Consider the following 24919-nt stretch of genomic DNA (forward strand, 5'->3'; position numbering starts at 1 on the left):
ATGAAAAAGGAGGTTTCATGTTATGAAAGGATTGCCTGTTCTGTTGTTATTTCTGATCGGATGTGTTTCATCCTTTGGCTCACAGGATGTACCCTTGAGAGTGCTCGCAGAAAAGTTGAACATTCACATCGGATTTGCATCAAGAAACAACTTCTGGTCTCTTCCCGACGCAGAAAAGTACATGGAAGCTGCAAAGAGAGAGTTCAACATCCTCACGCCCGAAAACCAAATGAAGTGGGATACCATCCATCCGGAAAGAAGCAGATACAACTTCGAACCTGCCGAAAGACACGTCGAATTTGCACTGGAAAACGACATGATCGTACACGGTCATACCCTCGTCTGGCACAACCAGCTCCCTGGATGGCTCACAGACCAGGAATGGTCGAAAGAAGAACTCCTGAACGTTCTTGAAGATCACATAAAAACGGTGGTGTCTCACTTCAGGGGCAGAGTGAAGATCTGGGATGTTGTGAACGAGGCGGTGAGTGACTCTGGAACCTACAGAGAGAGCATCTGGTATAAAACGATCGGTCCTGAGTACATTGAAAAGGCCTTCATCTGGGCAAGGGAAGCAGATCCAGATGCGATTCTCATCTACAACGATTACAGCATCGAAGAGATCAACGCCAAGTCCAACTTCGTCTACAACATGATAAAGGATCTGAAGGAAAAAGGAGTTCCTATAGATGGAATAGGGTTTCAGATGCACATAGACTACAGGGGACTCAATTACGAGAGTTTCAGGAAAAACCTGGAAAGATTCGCAGAACTTGGTCTTCAGATCTACATCACGGAGATGGACGTGAGGATTCCCCTTAGTGGTTCGGAAGAATACTATCTGAAGAAACAGGCAGAAGTTTACAAGAGGATCTTCGAGATCTGTCTGGACAACCCTGCCGTCAGGGCGATCCAGTTCTGGGGATTCACGGACAAGTACTCCTGGGTGCCGGGTTTCTTCAAAGGTTATGGCAAGGCTTTGATCTTCGACGAAAATTACAATCCAAAGCCATGCTATTATGCGATAAAGGAAGTCATGGAAGAAAAACTGAAAGAAAAATAAGGGGGCATCGCCCCCTTTCTTCTCAGCAGTACCTTTCTTTCATCTTGCCTATCGCTTCCCAGAGACCGAGGATGTAGGTGGCACCGAGTGCTCTGTCGTAGAGGCCATATCCGGGCCGTGCTTTTTCTCCCCAGATCAGTCTTCCATGATCCGGACGGATGTATCCTTCGTAGCCTATATCATGAAACGCCTTCATCACCTCGAATAGATCGTGCGAGCCACAGAAGGATGGATGGGCTGTTTCGTAGAATCTTTTTTCACCGGTGAACTTCAGATTTCTCACGTGTGCAAAGTGAATTCTTCCCATCTTTCCGAAGTACCTTATCATCTCAGGGATGTTGTTTTCCGGGTTTGCACCGAGTGAACCCATACACAGTGTGATACCGTTGTATGGACTGTCGACTGCTTTGAGGAGTCTTTCAATGTTCTCTTTGTTGGTGATGATCCTTGGAAGACCGAAAATGCTCCAAGGTGGATCGTCCGGGTGTATGGCGAGTTTCACGTCGCATTCTTCGCAAACAGGAATCACTCTTTCGAGAAAATAGACGAGGTTTTCAAAGAGTTTTTCTTCATCCACGTTCTTGTAGAGTTCGAACGTCTCCCTCAATTTTTCCAGTCTGTCCCACTCCCATCCAGGAAGGACAAAGCCTTGAGAACCTTCTTTCACACGTTTTATGAGTTCGTCCGGTGTGACTCCTTCGATGAGACTGTGGTCGTACTCCATCGTTTCAGAGCCGTCCGGGAGTTTTTTGTGAAGATCCGTTCTCATCCAGTCGAAAACGGGCATGAAGTTGTAGCAAACTACCTTCACACCGGCCTTTGCCAGGTTTCTGATCGTCTCTTTGTAGTTCTCTATGTACCTGTCTCTTGTTGGAAGTCCCAGTTTTATGTCTTCGTGGACGTTCACACTCTCGATGACTTCCAATTTCAGGCCGGCTCTTTCAACGGTTTCTTTGAGTTTCATGATCTCTTCAAGGGGCCAGACTTCTCCCACGGGGATGTCGAAGAGCGCACCGACCACTCCCTCCACGCCCGGGATCTGGCGTATCTGTTCCAGGGTTACTGTGTCGTGTTTTTCTCCGAACCATCTGAAGACAAGTTTCATTCATCTTCCCTCCCGATGACTTCCTCGAGTGTTTTTCTCACCGCACCAGGTCCTGTGATCATCTTTTTGAACAGTCCTTCCACCTTCTCTCCAAGGCCAACTTCGTACAGGTTGACTCTGAAAAGTTGCTGGCTGGAAAGGATCGGTTTCAGATGATCATCCACGGAGTCGGGATCACCGAACTTTACCTTCGAAACGTAAGATCTGAGATTTTCGAGCAGAGGATCGGGGCTCAACTGCATCTCTTTTCCCTCATCATCGATTCCTATGAGGTATCTGCACCATCCCGCTATCACAAGGGGGATGTACTTCAAACTCCTTGGATCTAAATCGGGTCTTTCGTGGTATGCCTTTATCGTTTCTCCGAACCTGATGGGCATCTTCTGCGAGGTGTCCGTTGCGATTCTCTGAGGCGTGTCTGGAAGGTAGGGGTTGGGCAGTCGAATGTTTATCACCTCGTTCAGGAAATCCCTGGGGTTGATTATTCCAGGGTCCACCACGACCTTTATACCCTCTTCTCCCACACCTTCCACGAGTTTCCTCAACAAGGGATCTTTCATCTCATCTGCGATCTTTTTGTATCCCAAAAGACATCCGAAAACTGCCAGTGCCGTATGAAGTGGGTTGAGACAGGTGGTCACTTTCATCCTTTCGGCTTTCTCGACAGTTTCTCTGTCTGTTAAAAAGACGTTTCTGTCTGCACCTTCAAGTTCTGGTCTGCCGTTTGGAAAACTGTCCTCTATCACCAGATACTGAGCCCACTCCATGTTCACAAATGGCGCGATGTGTGTCTTTTTGGATGTCACAAAGATCTCCATTCCCTCGATGCCGAGTTCTTCCAGGTGCTTTTTGATGAACTCGGATGGTCCTGGAACGATCTTGTCTATCATACTCCAGGGGAAGGCAACGTCTTTTTCCAGATAATCCAGAAACTCTCTCTCCACAAGATTGTTCTTCACCCATTCTTCTGAGATCTTCCTCACAGAACTGTAGAGTTTGTCACCGTTTCTGGAAAAGTTGTCGAGACTGAGAAGTGCAATGGGAAGCCTTCCTGCTTTGAACCTTTCGTAAAGCAGAGCGGCGACTTTTCCCATCGATGTCTGGGGTGAGGCTGGACCGTTTTTCATGTCTTCTATCACCTGGGGAAAGAGGTTCCCAGCCTGGTCTTCGATGTTGTAACCTTTTTCCGTTATGGTGAGTGAAGCGATTTGAAGTGATGAACTTCTGAAGATCTCCTTTGCTCTTTCCCAGTCAGGATGTGTGGGATCTCCTTTGAGTGCTTCCATCACACTCGCGATGATTCTCTTTTCAAAGTTTCCATCCGGCTTTATGGTGACCGCTATGGAGAGATTGTCGTAAGGTGTGTAAACCCTGTCAATAACTTCGTAATCGAAGAGTTCTATCACGTTTATTCCGGTGTCTTCCTTTCCTTCTTCCAGCAGGTTTTGAAGAACGGCTGCCACGAACCCCCTGAAGATGTTTCCTCCACCGAAGTGGACCCATTTTGGTCGTTCTTTCGTGTTTCTCTCCACACTATCAAGGTCGAAGTATGGAGGCCTGACACCTATTCTTTCCCAGGCCTGTCTTTCATTCACTGTCTCTCTACTGAGACGCACATTCTCACCTCCTCATCTTTCTACCCGGCCAGAGGTGGCACCGGATGCGAGTTTTTCGATCTCCTCCACACTTAGAACTGCGAAATCACCGGGTATTGTATGTTTGAGGCAGGAGGCTGCAGCTGCAAACTCTGCCTTCTTCTGTGGCTCAAATCCCATCAGGCTTCCGTAGATGAGAGCACCGGCGAAACTGTCTCCTGCACCGACCCTGTCGACTATGTGTATTTCATACCTTGTTGAGAAATGTGGCTTTCCATTTTCGTAAACCATGACGGACCAGTAGTTGACAGTCGCAGAAACGCTTTCCCTCAGTGTGATCCCTATCGTTTTAAAACCATACTTTTTCGAAATCTCTTCAGCGACTTTCACGTACGCTTCTCTGTTGAGCTTTCCTGTTTTCAAATCGAGACCTTCAACGGGTATGCCGAGTACTTTCTCAATATCTTCCTCGTTTGCTATCAGAACGTCCACGTACTCCATGAACGGGATCATCACCTTCTGGGCTTCCTCTTTCGACCAGAGCCTTGCCCTGTAGTTCAGATCACAGCTCACGGTCACGTTTTTTTTCTTGGCAACTTTCAGTGCGTCTTCAAGAATGAGAGGAAGCTCCTTTCCAAGAGGAGGGGTGATTCCAGAGAAGTGGAACCAGCTCGCACCGTCCAGTATCTTTTCCCAATTGAAATCTTCTCTTTTTGCTTCTGAGATAGCTGAATGTGCCCTATCGTACACGACTTTGCTGGGTCTCTGGGATGCACCAATTTCTAAGAAATATATACCTATTCTGCTTCCACCTCTTGCTATGTAATCTGTCTTCACACCGAACTTTCTCAGATGGCCAATCGCAGCATCTCCCAGCGGGTTATCTGGAAGTTTCGTTACAAAGTACGCATCAACTCCCATCTGTGCAAGGAATGCAGCCACGTTTGCCTCCGCACCGCCGTAAGTGACTTCGAAACAGTCTGCCTGGAAGATTCTCTTGTGATTGGGTGGTGAAAGTCTCAGCATGATCTCTCCGAACGTCACTACCTTCATTCTGTGCACCCCCTGATTTTCTCCACGAACGCTCTTGCCTTTTCTCTCACTTCATCTGGCGTTCCCTTCACAAGAGCACTCCCAACTCCCACAGCGAGAACCCCTGCCTTGAACCACTCGCACACGTTGTCCAGGTTCACTCCTCCTGTCGGGACGAACTTCACACCCGGGAAGGGTCCTTTCATCGATTTCACAAAGGTGGGCCCCAGCACCTCACCGGGAAAGAGTTTCAGGATCGTGTGACCTAGTTTCATGGCTTTCACGAGTTCGGTGGGTGTCATGACTCCCGGCATGTAGAAAACTCCCTTTTCCTTGCAGAATCTGGAGATCTCTTCATCCAGATGAGGACTGACGATGAACTCTGCTCCATTTTCTATGGCCTTCTTACACTGCTCAATGCTTGTGACGGTTCCTGCTCCCACAACCGCTCCTTTTTCTTTCAAAAAGGAAATTTCCCTGATGACTTTGTCCGCATCCGGGACTGTGAAAGTGATTTCGATCATACGGACTCCGCCCTCAAAAACGGCCAGTGCTTTCTCTTTCGCCTCTTCTACGCTGCTTGCTCTCATCACAGCCACGATCCGGTGTTTCTTGAAGAGTTCCTCCATCTTCATCCCTCCTGATATTTGATGTTTAATTGATGGTCATAGAAAAAGATACCAGAAAAACTTCACGCTTCAATATCCAAGTTTTTTCGAGATTTTTTCTGCGACTTCCACGAGAAGATTCGCGTACTCTTCTATCTTTTCTTTTGTGAACTTCCGCGCTGCTCCTGAGATGCTCATGGCGGCGATGGGATACTCTCTGTGATCGAAGATGGGGACACCCACACACATGATACCTATCTCGTTCTCTTCGTTGTCCACCGCGTATCCTTGCCTTCTGATTTTTTCAAGTTCCCTTTTCAACACTCTGGGATCCGTTATAGTGCTTGGTGTTTTCGGTTTCAATTCAATGAGATTCAAATACTCTTCGAGCTCATCATTTGGTAAGAAAGCGAGTATCGCTTTTCCGGAGGCCGTGGAGTAAAGATCTATCTTCATTCCCACCCTCGACACCATAGGAAGACTGTGTTCTCCTTCTACTTTGTCGATGTACACTCCTTCGAGTCCATCTTTCAGGATGAGGTGAACGGTCTCTCCGGTTTTTTTCATCACCTCAACCAGATGATCGTGGGCGATATCCCTCAGATCGATCCTTCTCAGAACAAGAGAACCATACTCCACCAGTTTGTATCCCGGGATGTATCTTTTGTCTCTCTTTCTGAGAACAAGACCTCTTTCTTCAAGAACGACGAGGTACTTGTACGCGTTCGAAACGCTCATGCCAAATCTCTCAGCCACTTCCGTGACGCTCACATCTCCAGGGTTCTTCACGATAAAATCCAGTATTTCCAGGGCTTTTCTGAGAGTGTTCAACTTTTCGCCTCCTTGGTTTCGTTCACACAACACAATCAATTATAATAATACCATGAAGATTTTCTTTTTGAGAAAATCATTTTCACAGTGGAGGTGGATCTATGTTCCTCGGAGAGGACTACCTTTTGACGAACAAAGCAGCGGTGAGGCTTTTCAATGAGGTGAAGGATCTTCCCATCGTGGATCCGCACAACCATCTGGATGCCAAAGACATCGTCGAGAACAAACCCTGGAACGACATTTGGGAGGTAGAAGGTGCAACGGATCACTACGTTTGGGAACTCATGAGAAGGTGTGGGGTTTCGGAAGAGTACATAACGGGCTCCAGAAGCAACAAAGAAAAGTGGCTTGCGCTTGCGAAGGTGTTTCCAAAATTTGTGGGAAATCCAACCTACGAGTGGATTCATCTTGATCTGTGGAGAAGGTTCAATGTGAAGAAGGTGATTTCGGAGGAAACAGCCGAAGAGATCTGGGAGGAAACGAAGAGAATGCTCCCCGAAATGCCCCCCCAGAAACTTCTCAAAGAAATGAAAGTGGAGATCCTCTGTACAACGGACGATCCCATCTCGACCCTGGAATATCACAGAAAGGCCGGAGAGACGGTAAAAGACGTGACAATACTTCCCACCTGGCGCCCTGACAGGGCGATGAACGTGGAAAAGAATGACTGGAAAGAATATGTAAGAGAACTCGGTGAAAGGTACAACGAAGATACCTCCACGCTTGAAGGGTTTCTGAACGCTCTCTGGAAATCACACGAACACTTCAAAGAGCACGGATGTGTGGCGAGTGATCACGCCCTTCTGGAGCCATCGATACACTTTGTTGATGAAAAGAGCGCTAGAAAAATCCACGAAAAGGCGTTCAAAGGAAAAAAGCTCGATCCTGAAGAAATCAGGGACTACAAGGCGTTCATGATGGTTCAATTTGGGAAGATGAACCAGGAAACGAACTGGGTGACGCAACTCCATATAGGTGCATTGAGAGATTACAGGGACAGCCTTTTCAAAACGCTTGGACTGGATTCCGGAGGAGATATCTCAACGAACTTTCTGAAGATCGCAGAGGGGCTGAGGTACTTCCTGAACGAGTTCGACGGAAAACTCAAGATCGTTCTCTACGTGCTCGATCCCACGCATCTTCCAACTGTGACGACCATTGCCCGTGCCTTTCCGAACGTCTACATAGGGGCTCCCTGGTGGTTCAACGACAGCCCGTTCGGTATGGAGATGCACCTGAAGTACGTTGCCTCAGTTGATCTTCTTTACAACCTTGCCGGAATGGTGACGGATTCGAGAAAACTTCTCTCCTTTGGTTCCAGAACGGAGATGTTCAGAAGGGTTCTCTCGAGTGTTGTCGGTGAGATGGTCGAAAGGGGCCAGATTCCCATCAGGGAAGCGAAGGAACTGGTGAAACACGTCTGTTACGACGGTCCGAAGGCGCTCTTCTTCGGATGAGGAGGGAAAACATGAGAAAGGTCCTCAATTACGTTTTCGCCTATCTCTTCCTCGTGGTGACGGGGGCACTTGGATTCTACGTGATTTTCATGGAAGGAAGAAGGTTCTTCTTCACGGTTCTTGGGCTCACAAACGCTCGTGTTCAGACTATAAACGCCGTGGACAAGTTCGTGGTGATCGTTCTTGGCATTGTCTTTCTGGGGGTTTTCATGTTCAGTGAGGATTATTTCAGAAAGAAGGCAAAGGGCGGTGTAAAAGATCTTCTGAGGGCGTTTCTCATGGTCTCCGGGATGCTCATGCTCGTCTGGGCAGGTTTTCAGGCACCGTTCTTTTTCTCCGTTGGCTACAAATTAGGAACATCGGAGGCCGTGAGTTATTTCTCAAAACTCATCGCAGGCACCCTTCTTCTTGTCTCCTCCAGGTATCTGAGAAGTGAGCGCCTCCATACCATATAAAAAACCCCCGCTCGTGCGGGGGTTTTGTTCTTCACTGAGCAGGATCGTACACAACTTCAATGGTAGAATTGTTTCCTTGCCATCCTTGGGGTGTACCATCTTCAAAGTCGGTCTTCAACACAACCTCTCCAGCTTCGTCTTTGATCACAAAGTCATCGAAGTAAAAGACGATACCAGAAGTCTGAGGTTCGATGTAGATGTCCGATGGAGCCCCGTCGGCGGAATTGAGCATGTAGGTTGCCTCAATAGTCACCCATGTTGCCGGAGGAACTTCTCTTTCGTGGAACACGGGTTTGTATTGATTCTCTGCAGTTTTCAGTGTAAGGTTGAACTTCACGGAGGTAGCCTCTTCATGGTAGATCCTGACGCTGTAGGTATAAGTGGCATCTGTGCTGATGTAATTTTCTATATTGTAGAACCATGCTGTTTTCCAAGTTTCGTCACCTGTTTCCACCTTGAGAACTCTGTTCGATACCCCTCCTTCCGCTCCAGGCATAGAAACGCACCCTGAAAGAATCACAAGAAAGACAAAAACTCCCAGTACACTCACCAAAAACCACTTTTTCATGTATATCTACCCCCCTGCCACATGATTTCAGATGATGATCAGAAGAAAAGAGGGGGAGGGAGTCCCCCTCACTTGATGAGCCTGAGGTTCCCAAACTTCGAAGGATCTCTCCAGCTGTTGTTCGTAGGATCGCTCCAGGAGATGATACCAACCCTCTGACCCTTCTCGTTCGCATCGTTCACCTGCACGTTGAAACCTATCACCGTGTCCGGACTCGGCTTGATCGTCTTCCACTTGATCGCCGCTTCAACGATGTACCCTCCTTCGATCAACTTCACAGCCGTCTTGAACCTTGCTGCACTCGCTCCCGTCCCAAACGACTGTTCGTTCATGTAGTTCACCCTGAACTGTGCATCGTCATTCTCGTAGTAGCCCGTCTTGTGGTTGTTCTCGTCTATGAAGATCTCCACCGAATCCTGCTCCCACGGATTGCTGTTGTCTTTGTTCAATACCGGATCCTTCACTACCGCAAGAACATACAGATTCTCCTCGTCCCAAAGCACCCTCACCTTCGCCGTCGCGTTCTTCTCCAGTGACCCCATCGCTACAGACTTCGTCTCTATCTCTTCCGTCGTGTTCCAGATCTCGTCGATATCTCCATCGATGACAGGTGTTCCGTATTTCGCCGTTGCCACCATTACCCCTTCGAGCTTCAACACTCCATAGTTCATCGTGTTCGTCTTCTGGCTGTTCGTCGTGTCGCTCCAGCTGTACCACTTCCCGTCGTCTATCACTGCTATATCGAATCCTATGTAACTGTCTTTCTTGTACTCCACACCGGCTATCTTGATCGACATCTCAAAACTGTACCTTCTAAAACCAGGCCCAACGAATTTCTTCACCTCTACGTCTTCCCTGTTGACCTCGCTCTTCCAGTTCGTCCATAGCACAACGTACGTGTCGTCTGACTGCAGGTATGGTGTTCTTTCGTTGTTTGGGTTGATGAAGATCGCAACGCCATCTTCTGCAGGTTTCTTCGTCCTGTCCTGAACCTCTCCGTAAACGTAGATCGTGCTGTCCTTCCATACCGCCCTGATCGTCGCCTTCACGTTCCCTTCTTCGTCGTAGATCTCTATCGGCATAGACATCATGTAGGAGTCATCCATCATACCCACTACCACCGCTTCTCCTTCAGAGATCTTGCTTTCTTTTGAAAGAGGTGGTAGCACTTCAGGAGCGACAATCGCCCAGTAAGCGAGTTTTGCCTGATAATCTTTGTCAAAGATCAATGTCCAGTCATTTCTTCTTGTTGCTCTCCAGGAGTAGTCGTCTTTGAGACCCCAGAACGTGACGTTTGTGATCACATTACTGTATTTCTTGAAGATTTCAAAGAGTTGAGCCATCTTGTGAGCCTGTTCAATGAGTGCGTTCCTCGGTGCCTCTGGGTAGTTGGAAGTAGAATCTCTGTAGACGCTCATATCGAGCTCTGTTATGTGGATTTCTATACCAGGGATGGAGCTGAACTTTTTGATGGCCTCTTCGATCTGCCTGATGTCCGTTGCAAGACTGATGTGACACTGCATACCGATTCCATCGATGAGACCCTTTTCCTTGAGACTCTTCACAAGGTTGTAGATGATGTCTCTCTTTTTGGGTTCGAAGGTGTTGTAGTCGTTGTAGAAGAGTTTCGCATCGGGATCTGCCTCCCTTGCAAACTTGAAGGCAAGTTCTATGTAGTCAGGCCCCATGATCTGATACCAGGTGGATCTTCTCAGTCCATCTGGCTGGTTCGGATCGACCGCTTCGTTCACAACGTCCCATGCGTAGACCTTCCCTTTGAAGTGTCCAACGACGGTGTGTATGTATTCTCTGAGTCTTTCTGTCATCGCTTCTTTGGAGAGGAGGTTTCCATTTTCGTCTTTGAAGAACCACTCGGGCGTCTGATTGTGCCATACCAGTGTGTGGCCCCTCACAACCATGCCGTTTTGCTGTGCAAATTCGATGTATTTGTCTGCTGTTTCAAATCTGAACTTGAGTTTGCCATTCTCAATGCCTGCAAGCAGACTATCAGGTTTCATCTCATTTTCTGCGGTGATGCTGTTGAAGTGCTTGGTGATGAGCGTTAAGTCCTTCTGGTTGATGAATACCTTGGATGGAAGAGCAACGCCCACTCTGAAGTAGTCTTTCAGAACTTCCCTGAGGGCTGGTATTTCCTCTTCTGGATTCATCTCGAGTTTTATCTCAGCAGAGGTGGTGTCCACTACCTTCACATCGTCCACGTAGAACTCGAGGGTCGGATTCTGAGACTCGAAGTAAAGTGTGAGATCTTCCACTGTCACACCGGCAGGGATCGTGTACGTTCCGGACAGCTGAACCCACTGTCCGGAAGGTACCGTGCTGGATTTAATCCACTCGTATTGTGTGTTGGCATCGGAGGAGTACTTCCTCTGCATCGTCATGATGATCGTCTGATCCTGACCGGATTCCTGATAGGCCCATGCTTCGAAAGCGTAGGTCTTTCCGGTTTTCAGGATTCCTTTCAAGTTGATCTGAGTACCATGCCAGCCCTTCTGTCTGTTAGAGACGAAAAGTGATTTCTTTCCAGAGTGTGCTACTTTTGAAGAAATGGAAATCTTCACGTCACCGCCTCTTGGCTGCCATTCTCCAAGGCCCTTTTCAAAGGAGGTTTCGTAAACAACCTTCGGACCTGCTTCCTTTGGCGTGAGAACCCGAACGTTGTCCACGTAGAAGATGAAATCAGTTTTTTTGGGTGAAGTGATGATCAGAGAGAACTTCGCTGGAGTACCTTCGAAGGTTGGTGAGAATGGAACGAGGATTTCCTTCCAGTAATTCGGCACCGCAACCTTGTCGACCAGTATCTCGTACCTTTCACCTTTTTCGTCTTCTGTTCTTGCAAGAACGCTGAAAAGTTGCGGAGAATCGGAAGTCTGATAGACCTGGAAGGAAAGCAGATAATCGGCTCCTGAGTTGACTTTTCCAGTCAGATCGATCTCTACTCCATCCCACACGGAGGTTCTGTTTTCCACCTTCAGTGAATATTCTCCATCTGCTGCAACATCCTGTGAAGCGGTGACAACCACGTCTTTTCCAAAGGGGGAAGCACCGTCTGTGTTTCCTTCAAAACTCAGGGCAAGAGCCGTTTCAAAGGGAGAGACTTCCTCACCACCGAATCCCAAAACACCCGTGGCTGCGAGAACCACTCCGAGAAAACCTGCCAAGATACCAATCAGAACTACGCTCGAAGCATCCAAAAAACCCCATCTCTTCTTTCGCATGAACCCACACACCTCCCTATTGTTAAGTTATTTCTTACTAAGAAATAATGACGTTCTCCGGTGAAAAATTATACCATAATTGTGAAAAAGGCTTTCAAATTAGAAAAGCGATGATATTTTCAAATAATTGGTATTTTTCGCAGATAATTACAAATAATCGACGATAATCGCACTTGAAATTTTTAGATGAGATGATATAGAATTTATTACAAGAAAGAAAAGATAATGCTTACGACTGTAATTTCTCGGTCCTGATCTTCCTCTGAGGAGGTGTACTGGGTGCTTACCTACATATTCAAACGAGTACTCTATGCTATTCCACTGTTATTTGTCATCTCAATCGTTTCGTTCATCATCATTGAACTTCCTCCAGGAGACTATCTAACTACCTATGTAATGACTCTCAGGCAGAGTGGGGAAACTATCGATCAGGCAGCTTTGGAAGTCCTGAAAAGAAGGTATGGTCTGGACAAACCAGTGATAGTTCGTTACTTTTACTGGATAGGCGGTATTTTGAGAGGAGATTTTGGTTACTCATTCATGTGGGAAAAGTCTGTTAGCGAACTTTTGAATCAGAGGGTCTGGTGGACAATACTGATCTCCATTCTCTCAACTGCTTTTGCCTGGGTTTTTGGATTTCTCATAGGTGTATACTCTGGAACACATCAATATTCTCTAGGTGACTACGTTTTCACGGTACTGGGTTATATAGGACTTGCTACACCGAACTTCCTGCTCGCATTGATACTTTTGTGGGTAGTGTTTGTAACAACAGGTGTGAGTCTGGGAGGTTTGTTTTCTGCAGAGTTCGCACACGCTCCCTGGTCCTGGGCGAAGTTCGTTGACCTTTTGAAGCATATATGGATCCCTGTGATTGTTATAGGAACAGGAAGCATGGCGGGCCTCATTAGGGTTCTGAGAGCAAATCTTTTGGATGAGATAAACAAACCCTATGTGATCGCTGCAAGAGCTAGAGGTGTCCATGAAAAGGAGCTTGTCTGGAAATATCCCCTGAGGGTGGCGGTTATTCCATTCGCTTCCACCGCAGGCTGGGCGCTTCCACAGATAGTCTCGGGAGCGGTGATTACCGGTATTGTGCTGAACCTTCCCACAGTGGGAACACTCCTTCTCGATGCGCTCACGTCCCAGGACATGTACCTTGCCGGTAGTCTTGTTCTGATTTTGAGCGTGTTCACGATCATAGGTACTCTCATATCTGACATACTACTTGCCTGGCTCGATCCCAGAATAAGATTTGAATGAGGTGATAGGTGTGTGGAAGAAGCGGAAGAACAAAGAAAAAGTGGAAGAGTTATATCTTGCGTCCGAGTGGAAATTGATGTGGTGGAGGTTCAAAAGGAACAAACTCGCGATCGTTGGTATGATCATCCTTGGAATTCTCTACGTATTGGGAATCTTCTGTGAGTTCTTCTCTCCATACGATCCAAACCGGATATTTTCAAGATACGTGTACGCTCCTCCTCAGAGGATACACTTTTTCCACGAGGGAAAATTCATAGGCCCGTTCGTTTATGGCTACAAGATGGAAAGGGATCCGGAAACTTTCAGAAGGATATACAAAGAGGACAGAACAAAGATATATGAAATTAAGTTCTTTGTCCGTGGTGACAAGTACAAACTCTGGAACGTCTGGGAATCAGATATACATTTCTTTGGAGTAGAAGACGGAGTAGTCTTTCTCTTTGGAACGGACAGGCTCGGAAGAGATGTCTTCTCTAGAATCCTGTACGGTGCAAGGATCTCCACCACGATCGGATTGGTGGGTGTGTTCATCAGTATGGTTCTGGGAATCATCATAGGGGGTATCTCCGGATACTACGGTGGCAAAATAGACAACTTCATACAGAGGGTAATAGAGTTCATCATCAGTATTCCAACGATCCCTCTCTGGATGGCTCTCGCTGCGGCTCTTCCAAGATACTGGTCTCAGATAAAGGTCTACTTTGCCATCACCGTGATTCTTTCACTGATAGGTTGGACTGGACTTGCAAGGGTTGTGAGGAGTAAGTTCCTTTCTCTCAAAGAGGAGGACTTCGTTGTTGCGGCAAGACTTGCGGGAGCCTCAGAGTGGAGAATCATATTCAAACACATGCTGCCATCTCTGACTAGTCATCTCATAGCATCTGCTACACTCGCTGTTCCTGGAATGATACTGGGTGAGACGGGACTCAGTTTTCTCGGTCTGGGTTTGAGGCCGCCTGCGATCAGCTGGGGAGTGCTTCTTCAGGAGGCTCAGAACATCAGAAGCGTTGCGCTTTATCCATGGCTTTTGATACCTGGTTTGTTTGTGATCGTCACCGTTTTGTGCTTCAACTTCGTTGGGGATGGATTAAGAGACGCTGCCGATCCATACAAGACGTGAAGGGAGGAGAGTCATGGAAAAAGTTCTTGAAATAAGAAATCTGAGGGTCTATTTCGATCTGACAGAAGGAACGGTGAAGGCTGTCGATGGTGTATCGTTTGACATTCGAAGAGGAGAGATCCTGGGACTGGTTGGAGAAAGCGGATGCGGAAAGAGTGTCACCGCCCAGTCCATTTTGAGGATTCTTCCAGAGAGCGCACGAATAGTAACGGGTGAGATCGTGTTTTCTAGGAATGGGAAAATGATAGATCTGGCAAAACTGGATCCTGAAGGTGAAGAAATAAGGGACATAAGAGGTAAGGATATATCCATGATCTTTCAGGAACCAATGGCGTCTTTTTCTCCGGTTTACACAGTTGGAGCTCAGATGATGGAAGCGATCTTGCTGCACGAGAACGTTTCAAAGGAAGAGGCACGACGGCGGATTGTTGAGATGCTCAAAAAGGTGAAGATACCAAACGCTGAAAAGGTTGTGGATATGTATCCTTTTGAACTCTCCGGAGGAATGCTTCAGCGCTGCATGATAGCGATGGCGATGTCTTTGAATCCGACATTGCTACTTGCTGACGAACCCACAACCGCTTTGGACGTGACTATTCAGGCTCAGATACTCTATCTCATGAAAGAATTGCAGAGAGAATACAAATCTTCTATCCTCCTGATCACACACGATATGGGTGTTGTGGCTCAGATGGCAGATAGAGTTGCCGTAATGTACCTTGGAAACATTGTAGAAACTGCCGAGGTCTTTGAACTCTTCAAAAATCCACTCCATCCCTACACTCAGGCCCTTTTGAGATCCATTCCGAAGATTGGTGTGAGAAAGACCAGGCTTGAAACCATAAAAGGTATGGTCCCGGACCCATACAATCTACCAACTGGTTGTAAATTTCACAACAGGTGTGAGAAATTCATGAAAGGTTTGTGCGATGTGAAGGAGCCTCCCGAGGTAGAAGTAGTGCCCGGACACAAAGTCAAGTGTTTCCTTTATGGAGGGGAAAAAGAATGAAACTACTCGAAGTGAAAGGACTAAAGAAATACTTTCCGTTGACAAAAGGATTCTTCAAGAAGGTTGTGGGATACGTCAAAGCAGTTGATGGTATAAGTTTCGATATAGAAGAGGGTGAGACCTTAGCCCTCGTTGGTGAAAGTGGATGTGGGAAGACAACCACCGCCAAAAGCATTCTCAGGGCGATAGATCCTACAGATGGGGACGTTATCCTCCATGTGGATGGAAAATCCGTGAACCTTGCAAAACTCAAAAGAGACGAATTGAAACCATACAGAAGGTACATGCAGATGATCTTTCAAAACCCGTACACCTCCCTGAATCCCAGAATGAAGGTCAAAGAAATCATCGGAGAGCCGCTTTTAGTGAACGGGATTGCAAAAGGAAAGGAACTGGAAGATCGTGTGGCGGAACTTCTGAAAGCAGTTGGTTTGAGACCAGAGTACATGATAAGGTATCCACACGCTTTCTCAGGCGGTCAAAGACAGAGAATCGTTATAGCAAGAGCAATCGCTTTGAGACCGAAACTAGTGGTGTGTGACGAGCCGACTTCCGCCCTGGATGTTTCCATCAGGGCACAGATACTGAACCTTCTGATGGATCTTCAAGAACAGTTCAATCTCACTTATCTCTTCATCACGCACGATCTGAGTGTGGTGGAGCACATCTCCGATAGGGTTGCCGTGATGTATCTCGGAAAGATCGTGGAACTTTCGAGCACAGAAGAGATCTTCGAAAATCCCAAGCATCCATACACAGAGACTCTTCTGAGGTCTGTACCGAAACCTGATCCAGATTTCAGAGAAGAACTCGTGCCGATAGAAGGGGAGGTTCCAAATCCGGCAAATCCGCCGTCTGGTTGCTACTTCCACCCAAGGTGTTCTTATGCGAAGAGCATCTGCAAAGAAGAATACCCGGAGTTCAAAAATATTGGAACGGAGGAAAATCCACATTATGTAGCGTGTCATTTTGCCGAGAGCTTGAAATTGAGAGGTGTGAAAATCTCACTGTGAGGGGGTGTTAACTGTGAGAAGGTTGTTTGTCTTGTCGTTACTTGTGTTCTTAGTTGTTCTAGCTCTTGCTACCAACGACACATGGGTCTTCTACGCAACACCGGAGGACTACTACAAAGCCACGGGAAAGAGAATCACAGAGTACCACGAAGCACCAATGTTGGCAAAACTCGTTGAAGAAGGAAAACTCCCACCTGTTGAACAGAGGCTTCCGGAAGAGCCGCTCGTGGTCCAGCCAGTGGAAAAGATCGGGCAGTACGGTGGTACCTGGAGAAGGGTATGGAAAGGTCCATCCGACAGGTGGGGTATTTCCAAACTCATCGAGGTGAAGCTTGCATTTTGGGACAAAGAAGGAGGAAAGCTCGTACCGGGACTTGCAAAGAGTTGGGAAGTTCTTGAAAACGGAAGAGTCTACATTTTCCACTTGAGAAAGGGTGTGAAGTGGTCAGATGGTCACCCCTATACGGCCCACGATATCGTGTTCTGGATCGAAGACATCATAGGAAACGACGAGATAACACCATCGAAACCCGATTGGTACAATGTAGGTGTCAAGGTTGAGGCACTCGACGACTACACAGTGAAGTTCGAATTCAGTAAACCTTATGGCCTCTTCCTTCTGAAGGTTCCTTACGGTGGTTTCACCGGAGCTCCTGCGCACTATCTGAAACAGTTCCATCCGAAGTACACGCCGATGGAAGAGATAGAGAAAAAGATGGTACCTGGTGTGCACAACACGTGGGTGGATCTCTTCGATGACAAGAACGACTTCCTTGAGAACCTCGAGCTTCCAACACTTTCACCGTGGAAACCGATCACCGATCCAACAAGCCAGTTCTACGTCCTCGAGAGAAACCCATACTTCTGGGCAGTTGATACCGAAGGAAACCAGCTTCCGTACATTGACTATGTGAGGCACGAGTATGTCAAAAACGACGAGGTCATACTCCTGAAGGCAATCTCCGGTGAAATCGACATGCAGTGGAGACACATCGGAGGTTTGGGAGCAGGAGCAGGAAACTTCACACTGCTCATGGAGAACGCCCAGAGTGGAGACTACAGAGTGTTGAAATGGATTGCCGCAAATGGTTCAGCTAGCAGAATCTCTCTAAACTACGCACACTCCGATGAAGTTCTGAGGAAAGTCTTCAACGATGTGAGATTCAGACAGGCTCTCTCACTTGCCATCAACAGAGAAGAGATAAACGAGATACTCTTCAACGGTCTTGCGGAACCAAGACAAGCGTCCCTCGTGAGTGGATCTCCCTACTTCGATCCTGAGTGGGAAAAAGCGTACGTTGAGTACGATCCAGACAGGGCAAACAAACTTCTCGATGAGATGGGACTGAAGTGGGATGATAAGCACGAGTACAGACTCCTTCCGGATGGAAGACCTTTGAGGTTCACGATCACCGTAACCGGGCAGTTCCATGTTGACGTCTGGACGATGGTGAAGGAGTACTGGAAACAGATCGGTGTCTGGGTAGAGGTTGAAAATGTTGAAAGATCCCTCTTCTATGAAAGGGCGGATGCTGGAAACTTCGATGCGATGGTCTGGAACATGGATAGGGCAGCCCAGCCGCTGTCCTCACCGATGGTCATCTTCCCGGGCTCTGAAGACATCGCGGACTTCTGGTACATTGGATGGAGCGGATGGATCTCCTATTATGTCGAAAAGAACATAAGAGGAGAAGAGCCTGAAGAGATTCCAGAAGGGCCCGAACCACCCGAGATCGTTTACAGACTCGTCGACCTCTACTATCAGATAGCTACCACACCAGATCCTGAAAAGATCAAGGAACTTATGAAAGAGGTAACGAAGATTCACAGGGAAAACCTCTGGATGATAGGAACCGTTGGTGAGGACCTATCGCCTGCGATCGTCAAAAACAACTTCAGAAACGTACCTGAGTTCCTCGTCACAGACGACGTACTGAGATCGCCGTTGAACGCCATGCCGATGCAGTTCTTCATCGAACAGAAATGAAACAACCCCCCGGCGTTCGCCGGGGGTTTTCAAACTTTTCGGGGAGGGAAGGAACGTGGACTACACGATGTGCTGGCTGGAGTACAGAAGATTTCCAGAAAACATCGTTTCGAACTTGAAGGAGTGGTTTTCGAGTGTCTCTATCCTGGACTCTGACGTTTCTTCTTTAAAGAGTGAGATCAGAGAGTTTTCTGAAAAATCACTCGGCATCACTCCAAGGTTCTACACCAGACCTTTAAAAAAGAAAGAGTACATCATGATAGGATCTTTGGACTCTCTACCCTTCGAGATCGAAGGAGATCCCGGCGAAGAAGGGTTCATTTTGAGAACACAAAACTGGAGCGGATCGAAGATTCTTGTTGTGACCGGAAAGACGAAGAGATCTCTTGTGTACGCTGTTTTCGATCTGATAAGGAGGATAAGACTCGGTGAGGATATAGAGAAAATGAACGTTCTGGAAAAACCAAAGGCGAAGTTTCGTATGCTGAATCACTGGGACAATCTCGATGGATCGATCGAGAGAGGATATGCGGGTAGCTCCATCTTCTTCAAGGGCAACAAGATCGTTGTGAACCAGAGAACAAGAGACTACGCAAGACTTCTTGCATCGATCGGTATAAACGGTGTGGTCATAAACAACGTGAACGTCAAAAAACAGGAAGTTTTGTTGATAGAACCTGTTTATTTGAAGAAGTTGAAGAGACTTGCAAATCTTTTCAGAGAGTATGGAATCAGGTTGTACCTGAGTATAAATTTCGCTTCTCCTATGTACCTGGGAGGGCTGGACACGGCAGATCCTCTTGATGAGCGTGTGGCACGTTGGTGGAAAGAGAAGATAAAAGAAATATACGACTATATCCCAGATTTCGGTGGCTTTCTTGTCAAAGCCGATTCTGAGTTCAATCCTGGTCCTCACATGTTTGGAAGAAACCACGCAGATGGGGCAAACATGCTTGCAAGAGCCCTTGCTCCGTTTGGGGGTGTGGTGATATGGAGGGCGTTCGTTTACAACTGTCTTCAGGACTGGAGAGACTACAAAACAGACAGAGCCAGGGCAGCTTACGATAACTTCAAACCCTTGGATGGAAAGTTCGACGATAACGTAATCGTTCAGATAAAGTACGGGCCAATGGACTTTCAGGTGAGAGAACCCGTTAATCCTCTTTTCGGTGGTTTGGAAAAGACGAATCAAATCCTTGAACTTCAAATCACACAAGAATACACAGGACAGCAGATTCATCTTTGTTTCCTTGGTACTCTCTGGAAAGAAATACTGGAGTTCGACACGTTCGCAAAGGGAAGAGGTTCCTATGTGAAAAGAATCGTTGATGGTACCCTCTTTGGTCGTGAAAACAACGGTTTTGCCGGCGTTTCCAATGTTGGAGACAGTGTGAACTGGACAGGCCACGACCTGGCACAGGCAAATCTCTACACTTTCGGAAAACTCTCCTGGAATCCTGACGAAGACATAGAAAAGATCGTTGAAGAGTGGATAAGACTCACCTTTGGAGACGACAAAAAAGTCCTGGAGAACGTCTCTTACATGCTTTTGAAATCGCACAGAACTTACGAAAAGTACACCACTCCCTTTGGTCTGGGATGGATGGTGAATCCAGGACATCATTATGGACCAAATCCTGAGGGTTATGAGTACTCAAAATGGGGAACCTACCACAGAGCGAACTGGGAGGCAATAGGTGTCGACAGAACTTCCAGAGGAACTGGCTACACCCTTCAGTACCATTCACCGTGGAGAGAGATCTTCGATGACATCAAGACGTGTCCTGAGGATCTTCTTCTTTTTTTCCATCGGGTGAAATACAACCATCGACTGAAATCCGGAAAGACCCTAATTCAGGCGATATATGACCTTCATTTCGAAGGTGTGGAAGAGGTTGAAGAGTTCATAAGAAAGTGGGAAGAACTGAAAGACAAAGTACCATCCGAGGTTTTTGAAAGGGTAAAAGAACGTCTTCACATGCAGCTTGAACACGCAAAGGAATGGCGCGATGTGATCAACACGTACTTTTACAGAAGAACGGGTATTCCCGATAAAAGGGGAAGAAAGATATATCCGTGATCAGATCGCACCGCCTTCCTGAGAGTGTACAACTTCCCACCTGAGATTGTCGATGTAGAAGTCGAGCGTAGCAGGTTCACTGGCTTTGATACCGAGAAGATATCGCTGGACATCATCAAGATCAGGGACGATCGTGGACCCCTCCACGGTCGTCCATGTGTTTTTGTTTAGAAGGGAAGTTGCTATCACTGTGAGGGATGTGCTCCCAGATGTTTCCTCGTAGATGTTCATGGTGACGGTTGCCGATTCTGTTTTGATCTGAAGAACATCAATGTAGAAACGCACGGTATCACCTTCAAAGACATCCTCCAGTATTTCTTTGAGATCGAACCACACACTGATGAATCCGGTGACGTTTGTTGAGGCAGGGGAGACATAAAGAACCGTTCCGTGATCGCCTGCCTCAGGAAGGTCTTTTTCTTCTGCAGAGATGATGCTAGTTGTTGATTCTGGTGATTGTTCTTCCACCACACTTTCCACTAATTCTTCTTCCTGAACTAGGTTAGAGATGGATGGCGTTTGAAAAACTGTTGTCAGCATACAACCTGCCAGAAGAATTCCGAACAAAAAAATGGAAATCAAAGTTATTTTCATAGTAATCCCCCCTTTTCGTTCAAGAACTATTTTACCACTTTTCCATAATTCTCAAAAGCAGGTAAGATAATCCTTCAAAGACAATATCTTTCTTTTTATACAGATCCTCATGATCGGCACTGAAAACAAGAACGTTTCCACCGTAAGATGCACTGGCGTAAGGAACCATTCCGTCTGTCTTTTTGAATTCGTCTTTCAAAACAGATAAGCTATCTGCCAAAAGTTTTAAACCAACAAGTCCCAGCGTGTCCCATGTAGACGTAGTGATCATGTTCATCAGAACTTCTGGGACACTTTCAATGCCGTTAAGAGGAATGATCCCTACAAGATTCACAAACGGTACCTTTGTGAAATCTTCAGGTTTTCTTCTCCATAAAAGGTATCTGTATCCAGGTGCATAGGTCACACTGAATCCTGTGTAAGAGACGAGTAAAGCGGCTCTGAGGTTTTCTGCTTCTTTTCTGGAGACAAAAAGTTCTTCTTCGTATCTATTCGGGTCAGTGAACAGAATGTCGGCCAATGGGCTTCCAAGGTGTGGTGTTCCAGAAAAGATGATCCCCTTTATATTCTCCGGTTTTTTACTTGCTATATATTCTGCTACAATTCCTCCCATGCTGTGGGCAAAGATGAGGATATTTTGCATCTTTTTTGTCATCTCAAGAAACTTTTCTGCCGATCTTTCAGGATCTGCCACTAAGGTTGGATACACAAAGAGGAAAACGTTCACTTTCAGTCTTTCACCTATCTCTTTGAAAACTTTCACGATCTCCCTTTTGTAAGGCGTCATCTCTTCTGTGTACTCTCTGGCATCCATTCCATGTATCACCACAATGTTCATCGAAGAATCAGCTTTGTAGACTTCCACCAGTTTTTCCTCGGGGATTTTCCACTTTATCACCTTTCCAACGACCGTTGCGTTTGTATCCAGAAGGGGAGGATTACTTGGATCTATCGTTCCATCGTAGACCATCCTGAATATACACCAGTTGCCCGCATAGTACTCCACCACATCGTACAGAGTGGGAGTGGATTCCAGAATCAGTTCAAAACTGAACATCGAAACACTGAGAAAAACAGTCACGATGAGAAACGTTTTCATTTCGTCTTCACCTTTCTTTTTAGTACTGTGAAGAGGGCAATCGCACCGGTGAGAAAGAGAACGTAGTTTCCAAAAGTCAGTGTACTTTTCTCTTCACCTAGGAGTGGTTTCAAAAATCCTGTGAGATACTCAAGAAAACTGATTCCGGCAAAAAACAGAACTATAAGGCTTCCAACGAACAGGTGTGCTCTGTATTTTTCTCTGGAAATTTCGAACGTTCCATAGAGAAAAACCATCGAAATCACTCCTAGGAAAATACCGAATAGGAGGTCACTTCTCAAGTAAAGAATACCTGAAATCAACGTCAGAATGAACATTACTATATTCATACCAGCATCACCACCATTTTACCAACGTAGAGTGTTATCAGAGACAGCACGTACGCAACCGCCAGAGAATATCCAACTGAAAAGACAGTCCATTTCAAACTACCCGTCTCAGAGTATATCGTTGCGATCGTTGCAAAGCACGGAATGTAAGCCATCACAAAGACAAGAAAGGCAATGGAGGTGGCGGGATCCATCTCCAAAGAAAGCGCCTCTTTTGCCCCAAGGAGCGTTTCCTCTTCAAAACCGTAAAGCATCGCCATCGTTGAGACGATAACCTCTTTGGCCACCGCTCCATAGAAAAGAGATGTTACAATCTTCCACGAATATCCAAACGGTTTAAAAACCCATTCCAGAGACTTTCCTATCATTGCGGAGAAACTCTTTTCGACGTCTCCGCCTGCCGGGAAATAACTCAGAATCCATATGAGAATCGCCGAAACAAAGATGATCGTTCCGGCCTTTCTTAAGAAGTGTTTTCCTCTGTTCCACATGTATATGTACAGGTTTTTGAAGGTGGGCATCCTGTACCTTGGAAGTTCCATTATCAAGGGAGAGGTTCTTCCTCTGTAGAACAGCCAGTTTATGACAATGGACGAGAGAAGTGTAACGAGTATACTCAAAGAATATATCAAAAACAGCATGGCGGCAGAAGAATCGGGGAAGAAAATCCTCAGGATGAGAAGGTACACGGGAAGCCTTGCACTGCAACTCATGAATGGAGTGATGAGTATCGTGACGAGTCTTTCTTTCGGGTCGTCTATAGATCTGGTGGCCATGATGGAAGGTACGTTGCATCCAAATCCAAGAATGAGTGACATGAACGCCCTCCCGCTCAATTTAAATTTCTCCATGATCCTGTCCATCACGAAGGCAGCTCTTGGGAGGTACCCGCTCTCCTCCAGAAAACCAAGAGCAAGAAACATCGCGAAGATATTGGGAACAAACACTAGAACGCTTCCAACGCCCCCTACGATGCCATCAGTGATGAGAGAGGTCACGGGGTTTTCTCCGAAAGTTGTCATCACAAGAGAGCTAAGATGTGAGAAGAGAAGATCGAGAAGATCTGCAAAGACCTGTGCTATGTCGAAAGTGAATTTAAACACAAGATACATCAGGGCAAAGAAAAGGGGAAAGGCCAGAAATTTGTGTGTCAAGACGTGATCGATCGCTTCTGACGAAGACAGAGATTTTCCCTTTGCATTGTAGTATGCTTCTTTCACAACACTTTCAATGTATTCTCGTTTTTTCTTTGAGATAAGAAGCTGATAGGCTATTCTTTCTTCTTCGCTCAACTCTGGAAGCCCAAGTTTCACTCCTTCACTGTAGAATTCCGGATCTCCCGAAAGATATTTCAAAGCAAAGTACCGTGGACTCACCCTTATCTTCTTGTTCTGAAGAAAATTTTTCACTCTGGATATTTCTGATTCCATTTTTTCCCCGTAGTCTATGATCACCCTGTGAGGAATCTCATTTTTTCTGGCGTATTCAATGATTTTTGATTTGAGTTCTTCCAGGCCTTCACCGGTGACGGCGGAGGTGAAGACTACAGGTACTCCAAGGTGTTTTTGAAGTTCGTAGCGGTCAATCTTTATGCCGAGTTTTTTTGCTTCGTCTATGGCAGTTAAGACGAGTATCACCTTTTTTTCCATCTCGAGTATTTCAAGCAAAAGGTAGAGACTCTGCTCTGGATTTACAGAATCTGCAACGACCACGATTAGATCTGCGTCTCCTTTCAGGATGTAATCCCGCGCTATCTTCTCATCTATTGAGGAATATCCGAGGGAATAAGTACCAGGAAGATCGACGACGCCTATTCTATAGCCATCGTGTATGAAAACACCTTCTTTTTTCTCCACAGTCACGCCGGGCCAGTTCGCAACGTACTGTTTTGTGCCCGTGAGGGCATTGAACAGACTCGTCTTTCCAACATTTGGACAGCCTGCAAGTGCAATTTTGATGGTGGCTGTCTCACTTTTGCGAATCGTATTTTTCACTGGCATCATTGATCCTCCTCACCCAGATCTTCATGGTTTCTCCACGCCCTAGAGGTATCTCTTTTCCCTCAACATAGTACCTGCCTTTTGAAACTGATATCTTCTTTCCTTTTTCCACTCCAAGGCCTTTCATTCTGGATAGAAACCTTCTTCCGCCTTTCAAATCGATGATTTCGTAGTTTCCATCTTCCGTAAGAAGCAATGGCAATTCTTCAGATAACACTTCTACCTCTATGAAGTCTGCCTCTTTCTTTCTCAGGGTTATGTTTCTTTCCCCTATTCTACAGACGATTGGGTCCCCGAAAGGTGCTACTCGGACAATCTCTACCTCTTCTTCCGGTATGAATCCCATCCCCACAAGTTTTTCATGAAGTTCTCCGGAAATTCCCAGATGTTTGATCTTTGCTCGAACGCCCGGTATGAGTTTGGAGAGTCTCATCGATTTTCCTCCTTTTTGAGAACCATTCTCAACAAATCCTGA

The 24919-nt window shown here is 46.5% G+C and carries 21 protein-coding genes; 9 read left to right on the forward strand and 12 right to left on the reverse strand.

Translation table 11 applies throughout. From position 1 onward, the window contains the following. Nucleotides 1-22: 22 nt before the first annotated feature. Nucleotides 23-1063 (forward strand): endo-1,4-beta-xylanase, encoded by a 1041-nt coding sequence (locus AS006_RS01915; RefSeq protein ID WP_101512678.1) that lies wholly within the window; start codon nt 23-25, stop codon nt 1061-1063. A gap of 22 nt (nt 1064-1085) precedes the next feature. Here the strand turns inward: AS006_RS01915 and uxuA are convergent, their stop codons facing one another. The 5 genes from uxuA to AS006_RS01940 form a co-directional block, all read right to left on the reverse strand. Further along, entirely contained in the window at nt 1086-2168 is a 1083-nt protein-coding gene (gene uxuA / locus AS006_RS01920) for a mannonate dehydratase (protein ID WP_101512679.1), read from the reverse strand. Further along, the gene (gene uxuB, locus AS006_RS01925; RefSeq protein WP_101512680.1) at nt 2165-3784 is read right to left on the reverse strand and encodes a D-mannonate dehydrogenase UxuB; all 1620 of its coding nucleotides are present in this window, start codon (nt 3782-3784) and stop codon (nt 2165-2167) included. Before uxuB ends, uxuA begins: the two co-directional genes overlap by 4 nt. A gap of 12 nt (nt 3785-3796) precedes the next feature. After that, the gene (locus AS006_RS01930) at nt 3797-4816 is read right to left on the reverse strand and encodes a sugar kinase (protein ID WP_101512681.1); all 1020 of its coding nucleotides are present in this window, start codon (nt 4814-4816) and stop codon (nt 3797-3799) included. Next, a complete protein-coding gene (locus AS006_RS01935; RefSeq protein WP_199167281.1) occupies nt 4813-5424 on the reverse strand; it encodes a bifunctional 4-hydroxy-2-oxoglutarate aldolase/2-dehydro-3-deoxy-phosphogluconate aldolase in 612 nt (203 codons plus the stop codon). Before AS006_RS01935 ends, AS006_RS01930 begins: the two co-directional genes overlap by 4 nt. Nucleotides 5425-5493: 69 nt before the next feature. After that, nucleotides 5494-6234 carry an IclR family transcriptional regulator gene (locus AS006_RS01940; RefSeq protein WP_101512683.1) on the reverse strand — a complete coding sequence of 247 codons (741 nt, stop codon included), beginning with the start codon at nt 6232-6234 and terminating at the stop codon, nt 5494-5496. Nucleotides 6235-6335: 101 nt separating this feature from the next. On the opposite strand from AS006_RS01940, the gene uxaC reads away from it, so the two are divergent. Further along, on the forward strand, nt 6336-7691 hold the full coding sequence (uxaC, locus tag AS006_RS01945) for a glucuronate isomerase (RefSeq protein ID WP_101512684.1): 1356 nt from the start codon (nt 6336-6338) through the stop codon (nt 7689-7691). An 11-nt stretch (nt 7692-7702) separates the two neighbouring features. After that, a complete protein-coding gene (locus AS006_RS01950) occupies nt 7703-8146 on the forward strand; it encodes a hypothetical protein (protein ID WP_101512685.1) in 444 nt (147 codons plus the stop codon). A gap of 31 nt (nt 8147-8177) precedes the next feature. Here the strand turns inward: AS006_RS01950 and AS006_RS01955 are convergent, their stop codons facing one another. Continuing rightward, nucleotides 8178-8714, reverse strand: a complete 537-nt coding sequence (locus AS006_RS01955) for a carbohydrate binding domain-containing protein (RefSeq protein ID WP_101512686.1) — start codon at nt 8712-8714, stop codon at nt 8178-8180. Between the two features lie 68 nt (nt 8715-8782). Next, nucleotides 8783-11950: an endo-1,4-beta-xylanase gene (locus AS006_RS01960; RefSeq protein WP_101512687.1), complete on the reverse strand. Its 3168-nt coding sequence runs from the start codon at nt 11948-11950 to the stop codon at nt 8783-8785. A 279-nt stretch (nt 11951-12229) separates the two neighbouring features. Here AS006_RS01960 and AS006_RS01965 point away from each other — a divergent pair, with 279 nt between their 5' ends. From AS006_RS01965 to aguA, 6 genes are read left to right on the forward strand one after another with little or no spacing between them, the layout of a single operon-like run. Next, the gene (locus AS006_RS01965) at nt 12230-13213 is read left to right on the forward strand and encodes an ABC transporter permease (protein ID WP_101512688.1); all 984 of its coding nucleotides are present in this window, start codon (nt 12230-12232) and stop codon (nt 13211-13213) included. A gap of 1 nt (nt 13214) precedes the next feature. Continuing rightward, nucleotides 13215-14333, forward strand: coding sequence for an ABC transporter permease (locus AS006_RS01970; protein ID WP_369819743.1), 1119 nt, complete (start codon nt 13215-13217; stop codon nt 14331-14333). A 13-nt stretch (nt 14334-14346) separates the two neighbouring features. Beyond that, entirely contained in the window at nt 14347-15342 is a 996-nt protein-coding gene (locus tag AS006_RS01975) for an ABC transporter ATP-binding protein (protein ID WP_101512689.1), read from the forward strand. Then, a complete protein-coding gene (locus AS006_RS01980) occupies nt 15339-16355 on the forward strand; it encodes an ABC transporter ATP-binding protein (protein ID WP_101512690.1) in 1017 nt (338 codons plus the stop codon). Before AS006_RS01975 ends, AS006_RS01980 begins: the two co-directional genes overlap by 4 nt. A gap of 13 nt (nt 16356-16368) precedes the next feature. After that, the gene (locus tag AS006_RS01985; RefSeq protein ID WP_199167285.1) at nt 16369-18342 is read left to right on the forward strand and encodes an ABC transporter substrate-binding protein; all 1974 of its coding nucleotides are present in this window, start codon (nt 16369-16371) and stop codon (nt 18340-18342) included. Nucleotides 18343-18397: 55 nt separating this feature from the next. Next, complete coding sequence (gene aguA / locus AS006_RS01990; protein ID WP_101512692.1) at nt 18398-20422, forward strand: xylan alpha-(1->2)-glucuronosidase; 2025 nt, start codon at nt 18398-18400, stop codon at nt 20420-20422. Here aguA and AS006_RS01995 read toward each other — a convergent pair whose 3' ends face one another. The 5 genes from AS006_RS01995 to AS006_RS02015 all read right to left on the reverse strand — a co-directional run bounded on the left by AS006_RS01995 (nt 20423) and on the right by AS006_RS02015 (nt 24877). After that, a complete protein-coding gene (locus tag AS006_RS01995) occupies nt 20423-21016 on the reverse strand; it encodes a carbohydrate-binding protein (RefSeq protein ID WP_101512693.1) in 594 nt (197 codons plus the stop codon). Between the two features lie 31 nt (nt 21017-21047). Continuing rightward, the gene (locus AS006_RS02000; RefSeq protein WP_101512694.1) at nt 21048-22115 is read right to left on the reverse strand and encodes an alpha/beta fold hydrolase; all 1068 of its coding nucleotides are present in this window, start codon (nt 22113-22115) and stop codon (nt 21048-21050) included. Further along, nucleotides 22112-22351 carry a hypothetical protein gene (locus AS006_RS02005; protein WP_233185588.1) on the reverse strand — a complete coding sequence of 80 codons (240 nt, stop codon included), beginning with the start codon at nt 22349-22351 and terminating at the stop codon, nt 22112-22114. Before AS006_RS02005 ends, AS006_RS02000 begins: the two co-directional genes overlap by 4 nt. A gap of 89 nt (nt 22352-22440) precedes the next feature. After that, a complete protein-coding gene (gene feoB / locus AS006_RS02010) occupies nt 22441-24444 on the reverse strand; it encodes a ferrous iron transport protein B (protein WP_101512696.1) in 2004 nt (667 codons plus the stop codon). Next, complete coding sequence (locus tag AS006_RS02015; protein ID WP_101512697.1) at nt 24413-24877, reverse strand: ferrous iron transport protein A; 465 nt, start codon at nt 24875-24877, stop codon at nt 24413-24415. The genes feoB and AS006_RS02015 overlap by 32 nt, the downstream gene beginning before the upstream one ends. Between the last annotated feature and the right edge of the window lie 42 nt (nt 24878-24919).

It is taken from the genome of Thermotoga sp. SG1 (assembly GCF_002865985.1).
Taxonomy (GTDB): Bacteria; Thermotogota; Thermotogae; order Thermotogales; family Thermotogaceae; genus Thermotoga.